14 protein-coding genes are annotated in these 14,117 nt (G+C 58.3%); 2 read left to right on the top strand and 12 right to left on the bottom strand.

All coding sequences use genetic code 11. The features are described 5' to 3' along the window. Positions 1-2 precede the first annotated feature (2 nt). From NA78x_RS28965 to NA78x_RS29020, 12 genes are read right to left on the bottom strand one after another with little or no spacing between them, the layout of a single operon-like run. Entirely contained in the window at positions 3-2,504 is a 2,502-nt protein-coding gene (locus NA78x_RS28965) for an NADH-quinone oxidoreductase subunit L (protein WP_425615862.1), read from the bottom strand. A 3-nt stretch (positions 2,505-2,507) separates the two neighbouring features. Then, positions 2,508-2,969, bottom strand: a complete 462-nt coding sequence (nuoK, locus tag NA78x_RS28970) for an NADH-quinone oxidoreductase subunit NuoK (protein WP_425615863.1) — start codon at positions 2,967-2,969, stop codon at positions 2,508-2,510. Beyond that, positions 2,966-3,832, bottom strand: coding sequence for an NADH-quinone oxidoreductase subunit J family protein (locus tag NA78x_RS28975; protein ID WP_425615864.1), 867 nt, complete (start codon positions 3,830-3,832; stop codon positions 2,966-2,968). Before NA78x_RS28975 ends, nuoK begins: the two co-directional genes overlap by 4 nt. Then, entirely contained in the window at positions 3,829-4,377 is a 549-nt protein-coding gene (locus NA78x_RS28980; RefSeq protein ID WP_425615865.1) for a NuoI/complex I 23 kDa subunit family protein, read from the bottom strand. Before NA78x_RS28980 ends, NA78x_RS28975 begins: the two co-directional genes overlap by 4 nt. 29 nt (positions 4,378-4,406) lie before the next feature. Then, positions 4,407-5,660, bottom strand: a complete 1,254-nt coding sequence (nuoH, locus tag NA78x_RS28985) for an NADH-quinone oxidoreductase subunit NuoH (RefSeq protein ID WP_425615866.1) — start codon at positions 5,658-5,660, stop codon at positions 4,407-4,409. A gap of 7 nt (positions 5,661-5,667) precedes the next feature. Next, the gene (locus tag NA78x_RS28990) at positions 5,668-7,332 is read right to left on the bottom strand and encodes a 2Fe-2S iron-sulfur cluster-binding protein (RefSeq protein WP_425615867.1); all 1,665 of its coding nucleotides are present in this window, start codon (positions 7,330-7,332) and stop codon (positions 5,668-5,670) included. Positions 7,333-7,347: 15 nt separating this feature from the next. Then, entirely contained in the window at positions 7,348-8,703 is a 1,356-nt protein-coding gene (gene nuoF / locus NA78x_RS28995; protein ID WP_425615868.1) for an NADH-quinone oxidoreductase subunit NuoF, read from the bottom strand. A gap of 55 nt (positions 8,704-8,758) precedes the next feature. Then, entirely contained in the window at positions 8,759-9,238 is a 480-nt protein-coding gene (locus NA78x_RS29000; protein WP_425615869.1) for an NAD(P)H-dependent oxidoreductase subunit E, read from the bottom strand. Between the two features lie 19 nt (positions 9,239-9,257). Further along, entirely contained in the window at positions 9,258-10,472 is a 1,215-nt protein-coding gene (nuoD, locus tag NA78x_RS29005; protein ID WP_425615870.1) for an NADH dehydrogenase (quinone) subunit D, read from the bottom strand. Positions 10,473-10,484: 12 nt separating this feature from the next. Further along, positions 10,485-10,985, bottom strand: a complete 501-nt coding sequence (locus NA78x_RS29010; protein ID WP_425615871.1) for an NADH-quinone oxidoreductase subunit C — start codon at positions 10,983-10,985, stop codon at positions 10,485-10,487. Between the two features lie 54 nt (positions 10,986-11,039). Continuing rightward, complete coding sequence (locus NA78x_RS29015) at positions 11,040-11,654, bottom strand: NADH-quinone oxidoreductase subunit B (protein ID WP_425615872.1); 615 nt, start codon at positions 11,652-11,654, stop codon at positions 11,040-11,042. Further along, a complete protein-coding gene (locus tag NA78x_RS29020; RefSeq protein WP_425615873.1) occupies positions 11,645-12,055 on the bottom strand; it encodes an NADH-quinone oxidoreductase subunit A in 411 nt (136 codons plus the stop codon). Before NA78x_RS29020 ends, NA78x_RS29015 begins: the two co-directional genes overlap by 10 nt. Positions 12,056-12,328: 273 nt before the next feature. Here NA78x_RS29020 and NA78x_RS29025 point away from each other — a divergent pair, with 273 nt between their 5' ends. After that, positions 12,329-12,790, top strand: coding sequence for a DinB family protein (locus tag NA78x_RS29025; protein WP_425615874.1), 462 nt, complete (start codon positions 12,329-12,331; stop codon positions 12,788-12,790). A 74-nt stretch (positions 12,791-12,864) separates the two neighbouring features. After that, positions 12,865-14,022, top strand: a complete 1,158-nt coding sequence (locus NA78x_RS29030) for a hypothetical protein (protein WP_425615875.1) — start codon at positions 12,865-12,867, stop codon at positions 14,020-14,022. The last annotated feature ends 95 nt before the right edge of the window (positions 14,023-14,117 follow it).

Here is a 14,117-nt window from a genome sequence, read left to right on the forward strand (position 1 = left end):
CCTTATCCTGCCCACAGCATGCGAGCAGCGAGCAAAATCACCACGCCCAGCACCATGGCTGCGGCATAAAACTGCACGAGGCCCATCTGCAGCGAACGCATCAAGGACCCAGCTTCCTTGGGCAACCAACCACAAGCGTTCACCAGGCCATCAATGATGTTGCGATCGATCCAATAGAAAACTTGGGCGAGCACCTTCAGCGGCCACACGAACAGGCCGTAGTAAAGCTCGTCCAAATAGAACTTGTTTTGCGACAGCTTGTAGGGCGACATGAACTGCCCCAACAACAGCGGAATCGCCAGGATCATCGACACGACACCCAGCAACAGGCCAATCGCTGAAACCACAAACCCCAGGCCCACACTGCGGAGCCAGCGAACTGGCCCACCAATCCACCAGACTTTTTCGAGTTGCAAAACCCACTGCGGATCGGTGAAGCGTTCGACACCTTTCAGTTCGAACACATCGCGGACGAAGTTAGCTTCAGTCCGTTCGCCCAAATACAGATAGAGGGCGAGCAAGATGCCGGCAATCGCCACCACCGAGCTAAGTGCGGCCACGGTCAGGTGAAATTCGCCATGAACGGGGCGAGTGGCTGCCACGAGTCCGGTTGCCAGCGATGGCGTGTGGCCGATGTACTCGACGAGCAAGTTCGTCGTGGCCCCATCGCGCATCCACACCAAGCCGACAAGCACCGCGCAGACGGCGAGGATCATCAGCGGAATGGTCATTAGTGGTGGAGACTCGTGCGCATGATGCCCAGCCTGCGGCGGAATCTTTTCCTCGCCGTAGAACGTCATAAAGAACGCCCGGAACGTGTAGAACGCTGTCAAAAATGCGGTGAACAGACCCGAATAGTACAACACGTTGTACACCCAGGCGAAGCGAATAAGCTCCGCATCGCTGAGTGAATCAACCGGGCTGACGATGTGCTTGTCGCTGGCGCTAGGATCGGGTGACTGCACCGGTGGATGATCGCTGCCATGCGCCCGGTGATGATGCTCGTGTTCGAGTTCATGCACCTTGTCGTGCACCGCGCCGAGGATCGAGTCTTTGCTCCAAAAACCAGCGAGCGGAAAGACACCGGCGAGAGCCAGGCAGCCGCAAAGGAACGTCCAGTGCGTTTGCGGCATCAACTTTCGCAAGCCGCTGAATTGTCGCATATCGACAATGTTGCCCATCGCGTGCATCACGCTACCGGCACCCAGGAACAGCAGAGCCTTGAAGAAGGCGTGCGTAAACAAGTGGAACATGCCGCCGGTGATGCCCGCGAACGTGCCCACACCCAGTGCCAGGAACATGTAGCCCAGTTGGCTCACGGTTGAGTAAGCCATGACGCGTTTCAGGTCGTATTGCGTGAGGGCAATCAGGCCGGCGAGTAGCGCCGTGAAACCGCCGATGCAGGCAACGACCAGTTGAGCCGTCGGCGACATCATGAACAGCGGCGTGCAGCGAGTCACCATGTAGACGCCGGCAGTCACCATCGTTGCCGCGTGAATGAGCGCGCTAACGGGAGTAGGACCTTCCATCGCGTCGGGCAACCAGATGTGCAGCGGGAACTGGGCACTCTTGCCGCAGGCTCCGACGAGCAACAGCAGGCAGATCGCTGTGGCTACCGCGCCCCCGACAAAGAGCCCGTCCTGCAGCCGAATCTGGCCGAGCACGCCGCGCACCAATGCCTTGCCAGCAACGGGACCATTGGCCGTATCGGCGAGTACGCGGTCGTTCTTGGCGAGCGTGTCGGCAATCGTCTGCGGATCAGTCGTGCCGTCGCGCAGGGTGTCGTGATAGTTGAGCGTGCCGTAGGTGATCCAGATCAGGAACAAGGCTAGGGCGAAACCAAAGTCACCGACGCGGTTGACCAGAAATGCCTTCATCCCGGCCGCAGCTGCCTCGGGCTTGGTGTACCAAAAGCCGATGAGCAGGTAACTGCAGACGCCCACCGCTTCCCAAAATACAAACAGCAGCACAAAGTTGCTGACTGAAACCAGCATGGTCATCGAGAAGACGAACAGGCCCACATACGCGAAGAAGCGCCAGTAGCCACGATCTCCGTGCATGTAGCCAGCACCGAAGATGGTCACCAGCGTCGCGACAAACGTGACCATCGAGAGCATCATCGAAGTCAGAGCGTCGGCTCGCAGGGTGACATCGATGCGGAAGTCTTTCCAGCCCGCATCGGACGGAACAACGGCGGCATTCGCATCGCCGGTCGTGCCTTCGGCCGGCACAGCTGGCTTCAAGTCATAGGCGTTTTCGATGTTCGCCCAAGTCCAGAGGGTGACGACTTTTTCGAAGCCGGCGGCCCCTTCGGGTTGTTTCGATTGGGCATCGAGAATCTCACGCACCAGCAGCATGCTGCAGAGAAACGAGCCTGCGATGGCGATGACAACCGGCCAATGACTGGCCTCGCGCAGCACGCGGGCACCAAGCAACGCGACAATAATCGCGGCGGCCAGCGGCAACGCGGGAATGAGGATCAGGCAGAGCGAAATCGTATCCATGCGTTACACCCGGCTGCGATGCTGTTGTTCGTCGATGTTGGGCAGGGGCTCGCGGCCGGCGGGCGTGAGCGTGGGCCAAACCTGGTCTTCGGCCAATTCTTCGGGCACTTGTTGATCGATGTAGGCGGGCTGGCCCTCTTCGCGCAAGTCTTGCCAATCGACCGCGTCGAGTTTGCCCGTGCGTTGGGCCAGCATCAGAATCAGGGCCATCGCAATTCCCGCTTCGCAAGCAGCGACCGTGATCATAAAGATCACCAGCACCTGGCCATCCCAGGCAAACAGATTGCCCAAGCTGCCGTGGTAACGACTAAAGGCCACGAGGCAAACCGCGACACCTTGCAGCATCATTTCGACGCAGAGGAACATGACGATCATGTTCCGCCGCACCAGAAAGCCGACGAGTCCGATGACAAACAGCAGGCTGCCAACCGTCAAATAGTTGTGGAGGAGGCTCAGTTCGTTCATGAGTTGCCCCCAGGCGTGAGTGCCTCTTCAACCCGATCGCGCTGCTTGCCTTGAATGGCAATTGCCACCGCGCCCACGAGTGCCGCCAACAAGAGCGTGCCGGCCACTTCGACGCTGACCAGATGCCGCGTGAACAGGTAGCCACCCAGGCGGGCCATGTGATTTGAATCCAAAGTCAGATTGGCTTTGGCTGGATTGGCAGCGGCGATCTCTTCGGATGTGGAGTCGGCGGCGACCCGTTGCTTGTCCAACTTGGCAGCGGCCACTTCGCGATTGTGAATGGCGACGCTCTCGGCGACCGCTTGCTGCCGCAGACCGCCGAGTGAAAAGGTCAGCATCGCCACCAACGAAGCGGCGGCGAATACCGACAGGACTCCGGGAAACCAGCCCCAGCTAATGCGGTCGTAAGCGGAATGACCTTCGGGCTGGGCGAGCATCAGCACAAACAGGAACGTCACCACGATGGCACCGGCGTACACGACAATGGTCGCGACCGCCAGAAACTGTGCGCCACCGAGAAAAAACAGACCCGCAGCCCCCAGCAGTGAGAGCGCGAACCAGAGAGCCGAGTAGACGGGGCTTTGAGCCGTGACGCAGCCAATGGCGGCAACCAGTGTGACCGTAGCCATTAGCCAAAAGATGCCCTGGGCCATGGGATTGGCCAGCCAAGGTTGATCGGCGCCGAACAGACCGAGCGCGATGACCAGCAACACGCCACCAATGGTCTTACCGCGACGAAGTCCCTGCGGGAGCATCATCCACAGACCGATGACGGACAGCAGCAAGGCCCACGTGGTGGGACATTGCAAAATATCGGCGACGGTGAGTTTGGCTAACTCGGTCGCGGCGAGCAGTGGGCTCATGTGGCCGTTCCTCCCATGCCGGGCGACTTCATCGGTTCTTTGTCTTTCGTCGCGTCGTACACGCTGAGGAGTTTTTCTTTGTCGAACATCATTTCTTCGCGGCTGCGGCCCGTCAGGTTATACAGGCTCGTCAGTTCGACCGCATCGACGGGGCAAGCTTCTTCGCACATGCCGCAGTAAATGCAGCGCAGCTCGTCGATGACGAAGCTTTCGGGATACTTTTCGCGATCGGGCCAGGGGCTTTCGGCGGCGATGATATCGATACAGTGAGCCGGGCAAGCCGTTGCACACAGGAAGCAAGCGACGCACTTCACGCGGCCCTGCTCGTCTTTGTTCAAGCGATGCACGCCGCGATAGATGAGGGGATTGCCGATCTTGGGCTCTTCGTCTGGATAGCTGACCGTGACGACGCCACCAGCCAGCGACTTCTGCAAGTGCTTGAACGTGGTCGTCAAGCCTTGCACGAACAGCGGCAGGTAGAGCATGCCCGACAGGCCGAGCTTCGGCTCTTCAATCCAGGTGATGTTGGGGTCGTCGGGTTTCATGATGACAGCTGAATTCTGTAATTCAAAACTTAGATCTGCGAATCGACTTCGGCCGTCGAAATGTCGCGGCGGGGACGATTGTCGGTAACGAGCGGATTACTGCAGGCCACGGCCAGCCAGCCGCCAATCAACGTCACCCAGCCCACGACCATGCCCAGGAGGGTCCAATTGAGCGAGCCATTCGGTGCATACCAGTGCTGCAACTCTTGCACGACAGCCACGGCGACGAGGTTCAAGATGCCGAGCGGCAACATGATCTTCCAAGCCAAGGCCATCAATTGATCGAAGCGGAACCGCGGCCAGCTCCAACGCACCAACATGAAGAACACAATCACGCCGAAGATCTTGGTCTGTAACACCGCGATGCGCAGGATCGCCGTGACCCAACTGATGGTTTCAACGCCATTCGGATCGGGACTGTAGGGAGTGATGAAAGGCAGGTGCCAGCCACCGAGGAACAGCTGCACAATCAGGAATGAGGCGGCGATCATGTGCAGAAACTCGGCAACCAGAAACAGCAGCAGCTTCATACCGGCATACTCGGTGTGATAACCACCAATGAGTTCCTGTTCGGCTTCGGGCAAGTCGAACGGCAAGCGAGAAGCTTCCGCAAAGGCCGCAATCAAGAACACGACAAAACCGAGCGGCTGAAGGAAGGCATACCAGCCTTGCGACGACTGGGCCTTGGTGATGGCATCCAAATCGAGCGAGCCTGCGGCCAAGACCACGCCGAGAATGCCAAGACTGAGGGGCAGTTCGTAGGCGATGAGCTGGGCACTACTGCGCAGGCCACCGAGAAAGCTGTATTTGTTGTTGCTCGCCCAGCCACCCAAAATCACGCCGTACACGGCGATACTGGAGAGGGCAAAGATCAGAATCATCCCCACATCGATGCCCGGCGCGGCAATCATCTCGATTTGCTGTTTGCTCTCGATCGGCCCGACTTTGAACGTGGGAATCAAACTGCCCATCGGAATCACCACGAAGGTGGTGAGCGCGGCAGTAAGGATCACGACCGGAGCAATGGCATAGAGCGCGCGATTGACGTGCGCGGGAGTGTAGTTTTCTTTGAGGATGAACTTGATGCCGTCAGCCAGAGGCTGGCCGAGACCGAACAGGCGAACCTTAGTGCCGGGGATACCGACGCGGTTCGGACCGATGCGATCTTGCACCCAGGCCGCCATGCGCCGCTCCAGCAGCACGAAGTAGGCAGCAGCGGTCATCAAGCCGCCAAGGATGATGGCGATCTTGATCAGAGCTTCGATAATGAGTTGAGTAGGCATCGGTGAACTAGGTAGTGGCAGCTGCCGGTTGGGCAGCCGCGGCCGCAAGTTGATTCACTTTCAAATCGACGCCCAGTTCAGGCACGCCGCCGGCAGCGGGTGCGAAGAACATAATTTCGCAAGCCACATCGGCCATAACCTGCTTCGCTTGATACAAGCCGACGCGACCAGTCAGTTGCCACAGCAATTGACCTTCGACCTGTACACCTTCCGGAGCACGCACGGCCCAGCGGAACGATTGCAGGCGATCGTTGAAGTTGACGTACGAGCCTTCGCGTTCGGCGAACGTACCACCGGGCAGTTGAAACGTGGCGGCATCCCAGAGCGGCGAAGTGAAGCAGTCTTGGACGACGAGCGTCTTCACGCCGGCAAACTTGGCGGCCGTCGCAGCATCGTTCCAGTTGTGCTTGTAACCACCACTGAGCCAAACACCGCCCAGCGATGAAGCCTGGCTGGTGAAGTCTTCCCAGCTGATGACCTTGCCAGCGAAGTGCGCGGCAACCGCTTCAACGCCGCGGCGGTTCGGGCACTTTTCGGCGTGAATGGTGAAGCCATTCTTGAACTTCTCGTCAGTGCCTTCGACGGGAATCGGCCCCATGGCAACGACGGCCTGCGGATCGAGCCGGCGAATATACGTGGCCAGCAGATAGGCTTCTTCAACCGTTAAGTGCGGCGACAGAGCGACGCCCAGCTTACCCGCTGCAGATAGCGACTTTTCGAGTTCAGCGGGGAGTGCATGCCAATCGAGATTAACAAAGTCGCCGTTGCTGCTCGTGGCGACATGCCTGCGCAGTTCGAGCAAGCGGCCCGCATCGTGAACATGCTTCCAGCCATAGCGGCCTTCGTCGCACATCCACCATTGGTTGATGTGTTCGTTCTCGCGTGGCTTGAGCCGATAGATGTGATCTTGGTTCTCTTCCACCTTGATCGAACAACCGGTGCTGCAGCCGGCACAGACATTGTCGTGGCTCTTCATGAACCAGACGCGTTGCTTGTAGAGAAAATCCTTGTCCCCCAAGGCACCAACGGGGCACAGGTCGCATACGTTGCCCGACATTTTGTTATCGAGCGGGAACTGCAACTCGCCGGCATCGTTGCGGAAAACATCGATTTCTTCGTGCGCGCCCCGGTTGATCACCATCAGCTCACTGGTGCCGCTGATCTCGCGGGTGAAGCGCACGCAGCGGGTACACATCACGCAGCGATCGACAAAAAGCGTAACCGTGTCGCCCAATTCGCGGCGACGGCTGGTGAAGGGTTGAATATCGGCGCGGCGCTGATCGCGACCATGTTCGAAGTGATAGTCCTGCAGCGAGCACTCGCCGGCCTTATCGCAGATGGGGCAATCGACCGGGTGACGAAGCAGCAGATCTTCTTCGACCATCGCCCGGGCGTCGATGACCTTTTGGCTGTTGGTCACGAAGACCGTGCCTTCTTTCGCCGGTGTCTGGCAAGCCGGCACAAGGCGAGGCTGCATGGCGATCTTGCCGGTGGCAGCATCTTTTTGACCACATTCGACGAGGCACATGCGGCAACTGGCCACGACGGAGAGACCGGGGTGCCAGCAATAGTGTGGCACTTCCGCGCCGGCGCGACGGGCGACCTGGATGCCGTTCAGGCGTTCCTGGGCACCGATCTCGATTTCTTTTCCATCAACAATGACGACTGGCATAGGGTCTCTGGAGCGTTAGTGAATGCTCAGCAATTTCAAGGCGGGCACGGGCTTCGTTTCGGCCCAGCCATCCGGATTGGTCTTCTTGATGTACTCTTCCAATTCGCCGCGATACTTTTTGAGTGTGTTCTTCAGCGGCCAGGCAGCGCCATCGGCCAGACCGCAGATCGTCGTGCCCGGCATGATGCCAATCGTATCGCCGATTTCGGCCAGCAGATCGAGATCCTTCAAGCGGCCCTTGCCAGCCTTGATGCGAGTGAGCAGCTTCGTGGCCCAACTGGTTCCTTCGCGGCAGGGCGTGCACTGACCGCAGCTCTCGTGCGAGAAAAAGCGGGCGCTGTTCATCAGGTAGTCGACCATCTGCACGGTTTCGTCCATGACGACCACCGCCGCAGTGCCAAGACCGAGGCAGCCGAACTTGCCGGGGCCGTTAAAATCGAGCGGGCAGTGGAACTCATCCGCCTTGAGAATTCCCATGCTGATGCCGCCGGGAATGCAAGCCTTGGCTTTGCGATTCTTCCAGACGCCGTCGCCGTATTGCTCAATCAGGTCGGTGACGGTGATGCCGAGCGGCGCTTCGTAGCAGCCTGGCTTGTTGATATGCCCACTGAGGCAATAAAGCTTCGGGCCGTAGCTGCCAGCGTCACGTGGGTTGTTGGGATCGGGCGGCACACCGATGGATTTGAACCACTCGACACCGCGATCGAAAATGTGCTTCACGCAGGCAGCAGTCTCGACGTTATTCACGACGGTTGGCTTGCGAAAGGCACCTTCGACGGCCGGAAAGGGCGGCTTGATCCGCGGCCAGGCCCGTTTCCCTTCGAGGCTTTCGATCAGGCCGGTTTCCTCGCCGCAGATGTAAGCGCCCGCACCACGATGCAGGAAGATATCGAGCGAGTAATCGCTGCCAAAGATGTTCTTGCCGAGATAGCCGGCGTCGTAGCATTCCTGAATGGCCGCCAGGGTTCGCCTGTACGCCAGCGGATATTCGCACCGCATGAAGTAGTAGGCTGTTTTGCAATTCGTTGCATAACAGCTGATCATCATTCCTTCGAGCACCTGGTGCGGATCAAGCTCCATCAGCACGCGGTTGTTGAAGGTGCCAGGTTCGCTTTCGTCAGCGTTCAAGCAAAAGTAAATCGGGCCGGGATGATTCTGCGGCAGGAACGTCCACTTCAGACCGGTCGGAAAGCCAGCGCCACCGCGACCACGCAGCCCGCTGCTCTTCACCGTTTCGGCAACATCCTTGGGGGCGATTTTGCCGATGACTTTGCGCACGGCTTCGTAACCGCCGGTGGATTCGTATCCACGACGGGTCCAGCTATCAGGCTTGTCGATATTGGCCAGCAGAACTGGTTCGAATTGTGCCATTGGTTTCTAAATCCCCTCGCTGACGCGTCGGGCTACTGGGTTCGCGAACGCGGGGTTACTTCAGGGACGCCACGAGTTGTTCGGCCTGGTCTTGCGACACACTCTTGTGCAAATCGTCGTTAGCGAGAATGCAAGGAGCATGTTCGCACGCGCCGAGACATTCGGCATACTCGAGCGAGATGCGACCATCGGGGGTCGTTTCGCCAGCCTTCACGTGTAGCTTGTGTTCGAGATGTTCGAGCAGTTCGTCGGCGCCGCGCAGGCCACATGCGATCGAGCGGCAAACCCACACGCGGCAACGACCGCCGGGAGCATCTTGCTTGAAGTAGCCGTAGAACGTGAGCGTATCTTGGACCTGTGCCGGATGCAGTTCGAGCAGTTGCGCAATCTCGACGACGGCTTGTCGCGGCACGTAGCGCAGCTTGTCGTTGACGATGTGCAGCGCGGGGACCGTCACGGCTTGCTTCGAAGGATAACGCGGGATGAACGCGCGAATTTCTTCGATCATTTCGTCGGTAAGGATGCGTTCAGCCATGAGATTTGAGCGGTGAGGGTTAGCGGTCCAATTCCGCGGCGATAATGTTCAAACTGCCGAGCACAGCCACCACGTCGGAAAGCGTATGGCCGCGAATGAGCTTGGGAAACAAAGCGAAGTGAATGTAGGACGGCGGGCGACAGCGGGCGCGATAAGGAACGTCGCTCCCATCGCCGGCAACATAAAAGCCGAGTTCGCCGTTCGGTGATTCAATGGCCGAGTAGATTTCTTCGTTCGGTACCGTGAAGCCGCGATTGGTCATCGTCATTTCGAAGTGCGTAATCGTGCCTTCGATGGTCGAATAGACCTGCTGCTTGCTCGGCAAGGTCTTCCGCTCGTCGATGCCCACGTTGATCGGCCCGGCAGGCAGGTTTTCCAACGCTTGGTGAATGATCTTCAGGCTCTCGCGCATTTCGGCGAGTCGCACGTAGTAGCGGGCGTAGCAATCGCCGGATTTCATGCAGCAGACGTTGAAGTCGAAATCGGCATAAGCCAGGTAAGGCTCATCCTTGCGCAGATCGCGGGTAACACCACTGGCGCGAGCAACCGGGCCGGTAGCGCTCCAGTTCGTGGCTTCTTCCTTCGTCAGCACGCCGACACCCTTGGTGCGGTCAACGTAGATGCGGTTGCGATTGAGCAGCCGATCCATATCGTTGAGCGTATCGGGGAAGGTCTTGAGGAAGGTACGAATCTTTTCGATCACCAGCGGCGTGAAGTCCTGCGACAATCCACCCACGCGTGTATAGCTGGGGTGAAAACGCTGGCCGGAGAGCGTTTCGAAAATGTCGTAGATGACTTCTCGCTGGTAGAAGGCATACAAAAAGAAGGTAAACGCGCCGGTATCGAGCCCCATAGCTCCGGTACTGAGCAAGTGATCGCTGATACGGGCCAGTTCAGCCACGATCACGCGAATGTACTTGCAGCGATTGGTGATCTCGATGCCAAGCAGTTTTTCGACCGCACCGTGCCAAGCCACGCCGTTGGCAACCGGCGAAATGTAGTTCATCCGGTCGGTGATGGTGACATACTGGTTGTAATCGAGATGTTCGCCCAGCTTTTCGAATCCGCTATGCAGGTAGCCGATATCGGGCATGGCATCGATGACCCGTTCGCCATCGAGCTTGAGCACGATGCGCAGCGTGGTGTGCGTGGCCGGATGCTGTGGACCGAAGTTCAGCGTCCACAGATAATCCTGCTTTTCGGCGGTCGGGTTTTCGAACGAAGCAATCGACATGAACGTGCTCTACTATGCCTGATTGCGGGTAAGGACCGGGAAATTGTGCCGCTCGCCGCGGCCCTGCATCGGATAATCCTTCCGCAGCGGAAACGAGGTGAACTCGTCCGGCATCAAGATGCGACGCAAATCGGGATGGCCGACAAACTCGATGCCAAACATGTCGTACACTTCGCGCTCGAGCCAGTTCGCGCCATTCCACAGCACGCACAGGCTGTCGACCTTCAAGTCAGGCTCATTCAGCATGACGCGCACAATCAGCCGCTCGTTGGTGATGGTATTGGCCAGCACATAGACGAGGCCAAAGCGATCGGTCGCATCGCGGAACTTGAGATAGTCGACGCAGGTCACTTCCACGAGCAGATCGAACGAACGAGCCTCTTTCAGCAGGCGCATCGTCGCCAGCAGTTCAGCCTTGGGAACGACCACGCGCGTTTCATCGCGAAACGTCGTCACGCGCTCCTGGCCGAAGCGGCTTTCCATCGCGCTGATTGTTTCGGGTGTCGTAGGCATCTTTTTCAGTAGCCCTCCGCGTCAGCGAAGGGACTTCGTATCCAAGGACAGGTGCTAGTGAGAACCGATCGAACTGCCACGCTGGGTGACGGCCGATTCTGGATGAAAGTAGTGCGACTGCCCGTACATGGGCAACTCTTGCAATGCTCGCTTTCGCTCCTGACGAGCGGCCGTCTCGAACTCGGCTCCGCTGATCGTCCCTTCGGTCTGAATCTTGTCTTGCAGGTCGATAATGGCCTGAATCAACTGTTCGGGCCGGGGCGGGCAGCCAGGAATGTACATATCGACGGGAATGAAGCGGTCGATGCCCTGCACCACGGCATAGGTATCGAATACGCCGCCCGTCGAGGCACAAGCACCCATCGAGATACACCACTTGGGCTCGTGCATCTGCTGCCAGATGCGCTGCAGCACAGGCAACATCTTCATGGCGACGCGGCCGGCAACGATCATCAAGTCGCATTGGCGCGGGCTGAAGCGGAACACTTCGGCGCCAAAGCGAGCCAGGTCGTGCTTGCTGGCACCGGTCGCCATCAGTTCGATACCGCAACAGGCGGTGGCAAAAGGCATCGGCCACAGGCTGTTCTTGCGGCACCAACTGGCCAGTTCGTCCAGTTTGGTGACGACGACATTTTCAGGCAGGTCTCGGGTCGCTTGTTCTAGCGCCATTGAAAGACCCCTTTCCGCCAGGCATAAGCGAGGCCGACAGCCAGCAGAGCAATAAAGACCATCACTTCGGCAAAAATAATCGGCCGCGACAACACCGCGCCAAAGTTGGCCGCGGTGGCAATGGCGGCATCAATTCCGTGCTCGCTGCGGCTGGCGACCGCCCAGGGATAGAGGAAGAGGAGTTCCACATCGAAGATCAAAAAGGCGATTGCCACCAAGTGAAACCGCACGTCGAACTTGCGGTGGGCGTCGTGAATCGGATCCATACCGCTCTCGTACGGCATCCGCTTCACGGCCGAGTTTCGCTTCGGTCCGAAGAGAGAACCGGCGAAGAGCATCACCAGCGCTAGGCCGGCGGCACAGATGGCGAACAACAAAATGGGGAGTAACTTGAGTTCCATAACCCCAGAATTTCCAAGCGGTTGCGTAATCGGCAGCAGACTTTGTGAATCTTATCACAAGCCCTGGGCCAAAGAAAACCCGACTTTCGCCCGGGTTTTCGTTTTTGATCGTATCGCCCGCTATCTGCAGGGTCAATCGGGGGCGACACTGCCGGAGACCTCGCCATTTCAGCTATCAGGCCGCTCCTTCCCAGCCAAAGTGAAATAGCAACCGGGCCGTGGGGGTAGTACGATTGTGGGCGAGAAACTGCCACGTACTAACTGGAGCGTGAAATGTTGGCGGCTGTGGCCCACGAATTAGAAGCGGCGGTTCGCGACAGTGCGACTCGCTTGCGGCAAGTCGATGAAGCAACCGCGTCGCAGCGGCCCGCGCCGCAGCGGTGGACGATCAAGGAAGTGATGGGGCACCTGATCGACTCGGCGACCAACAATCATCAGCGGTTCATTCGCGCCCAGTTTGTGCCCGAGTTGGTTTTTCCCAAGTACGAGCAAAACGAGTGGATAACCGCGCAAGCGTACAACGAAGTTTCGTGGCAAAAACTACTTGACCTGTGGCAGGCCTACAACGAGCATTTGGCTCATGTCATTCGTCAGGTGCGCCCCGCTGCCCTGCCGGTGAGCTGTGTGATTGGCACGTATGAGCCGATGACACTCGAGGCTCTGATTGAGGACTATGTCGTACACTTGAGACACCATTTGCAAAAGATCGACGAGCGGCTGGCAGCCCAGCCCTAGTTTTGTCGCCAGGCAATTTGGAGCCCTGGCCAACGAACACCTTTGAATCAACCACTTGCGCAGGAAATATCCGCATGCCGATCGAATTTCGTTGTCCCAATTGCGACCAGCAGTTGCGCGTTCCCGATGCTGCGGCCGGCAAGAATGCCAAGTGCCCCAAGTGTGCGTCGATCGTCGCAGTGCCTGGCACGGCCGCAGCTGCGCCACCGCCGGCGTTTCCTCCGGAGTCCAAGCCCACTCCGAGTATTTCGCCCGACAGACCGTTTGGCGCACCGCCGAGTCGCGATGCGTTTTCAACGCCGCAATCCACGGGCTCGTTCGGTCAGGCCCCTTCCAATAATCCCTTTGGTAGTACACCGCCACCGACGAATCCGTTTGGAGGTGGAGGCGCGCCGCCCAACAACCCATTCGGTGGTGGTGGCGGCAGCAATCCGTTCGCGGGTGATCCCAAAGGCCCGAACATTTCGGCCAATCCCTATGCCTCGCCCGCTTCCTTTACCGAAGCGCCCAAGCCGCTGAACTCGCAAGGAGTGGGACATCAGGTGGTGGAGATTGGCGCTATCATGAATCACGCCATGACGGTCTGGCAAAACAACCTAGGGATCCTGGTGGGTACATTCTTTGTCGCCGGATTGCTCTCTAATATCGTCAACTGGATTAGCCAAGGCGTCCAGTTTGCGCTACAAGTTAACAAGGCTCCCGACGAACTCATCATCACGAGCATCGTCATCTTCACGATCATCGGCTATTGCGTGCAGATATTTCTCGGCATTGGCCAAACGACGGTCTGTCTCAAGTTGGCTCGGTATCAGCCTGCTGAGTTCAGCGATCTGTTTAGTGGTGGCGATCGCTTCTTTCCAGTGCTCGGCGGTGTGATTCTGGCAACGCTGGCGTGCATCGTCGGATTCGCGTTACTCGTCGTAACGTTGATCTTCTTGCTGCTGGCATTTTGGCCGTTCTACTACCTATTGGTTGATCGAAAGACCACGGTGCTGGATTCGTTTAGTCTTGCATACAGCATTGCCGAGGGAAATCGATTGACCACCTTCGTGCTTTGGCTATTGGGAATCGGCATCGCACTACTGGGCTGTCTGGCTTGCGGTATTGGCCTTTTGTTCGCCGTTCCGCTGATCTCGATGCTCTGGGCCACGGCCTACCTGATGATGTCGGGCCAGATTCCGATCAATCCGGCCTACATGCAGCAGCAGCAACCGCAACCATCGTATAGCTAGTCCGGCTACGGTGGGCCACATCGGCCCGATGTGACCCTGGGCGAGGTAGTGCCAGGGAAAAACTGTTCGCAAACTACTAAACACACGCTTGACAA

It is taken from the genome of Anatilimnocola aquadivae, assembly GCF_049819085.1.
In the GTDB taxonomy this organism is placed as follows: domain Bacteria; phylum Planctomycetota; class Planctomycetia; order Pirellulales; family Pirellulaceae; genus Anatilimnocola.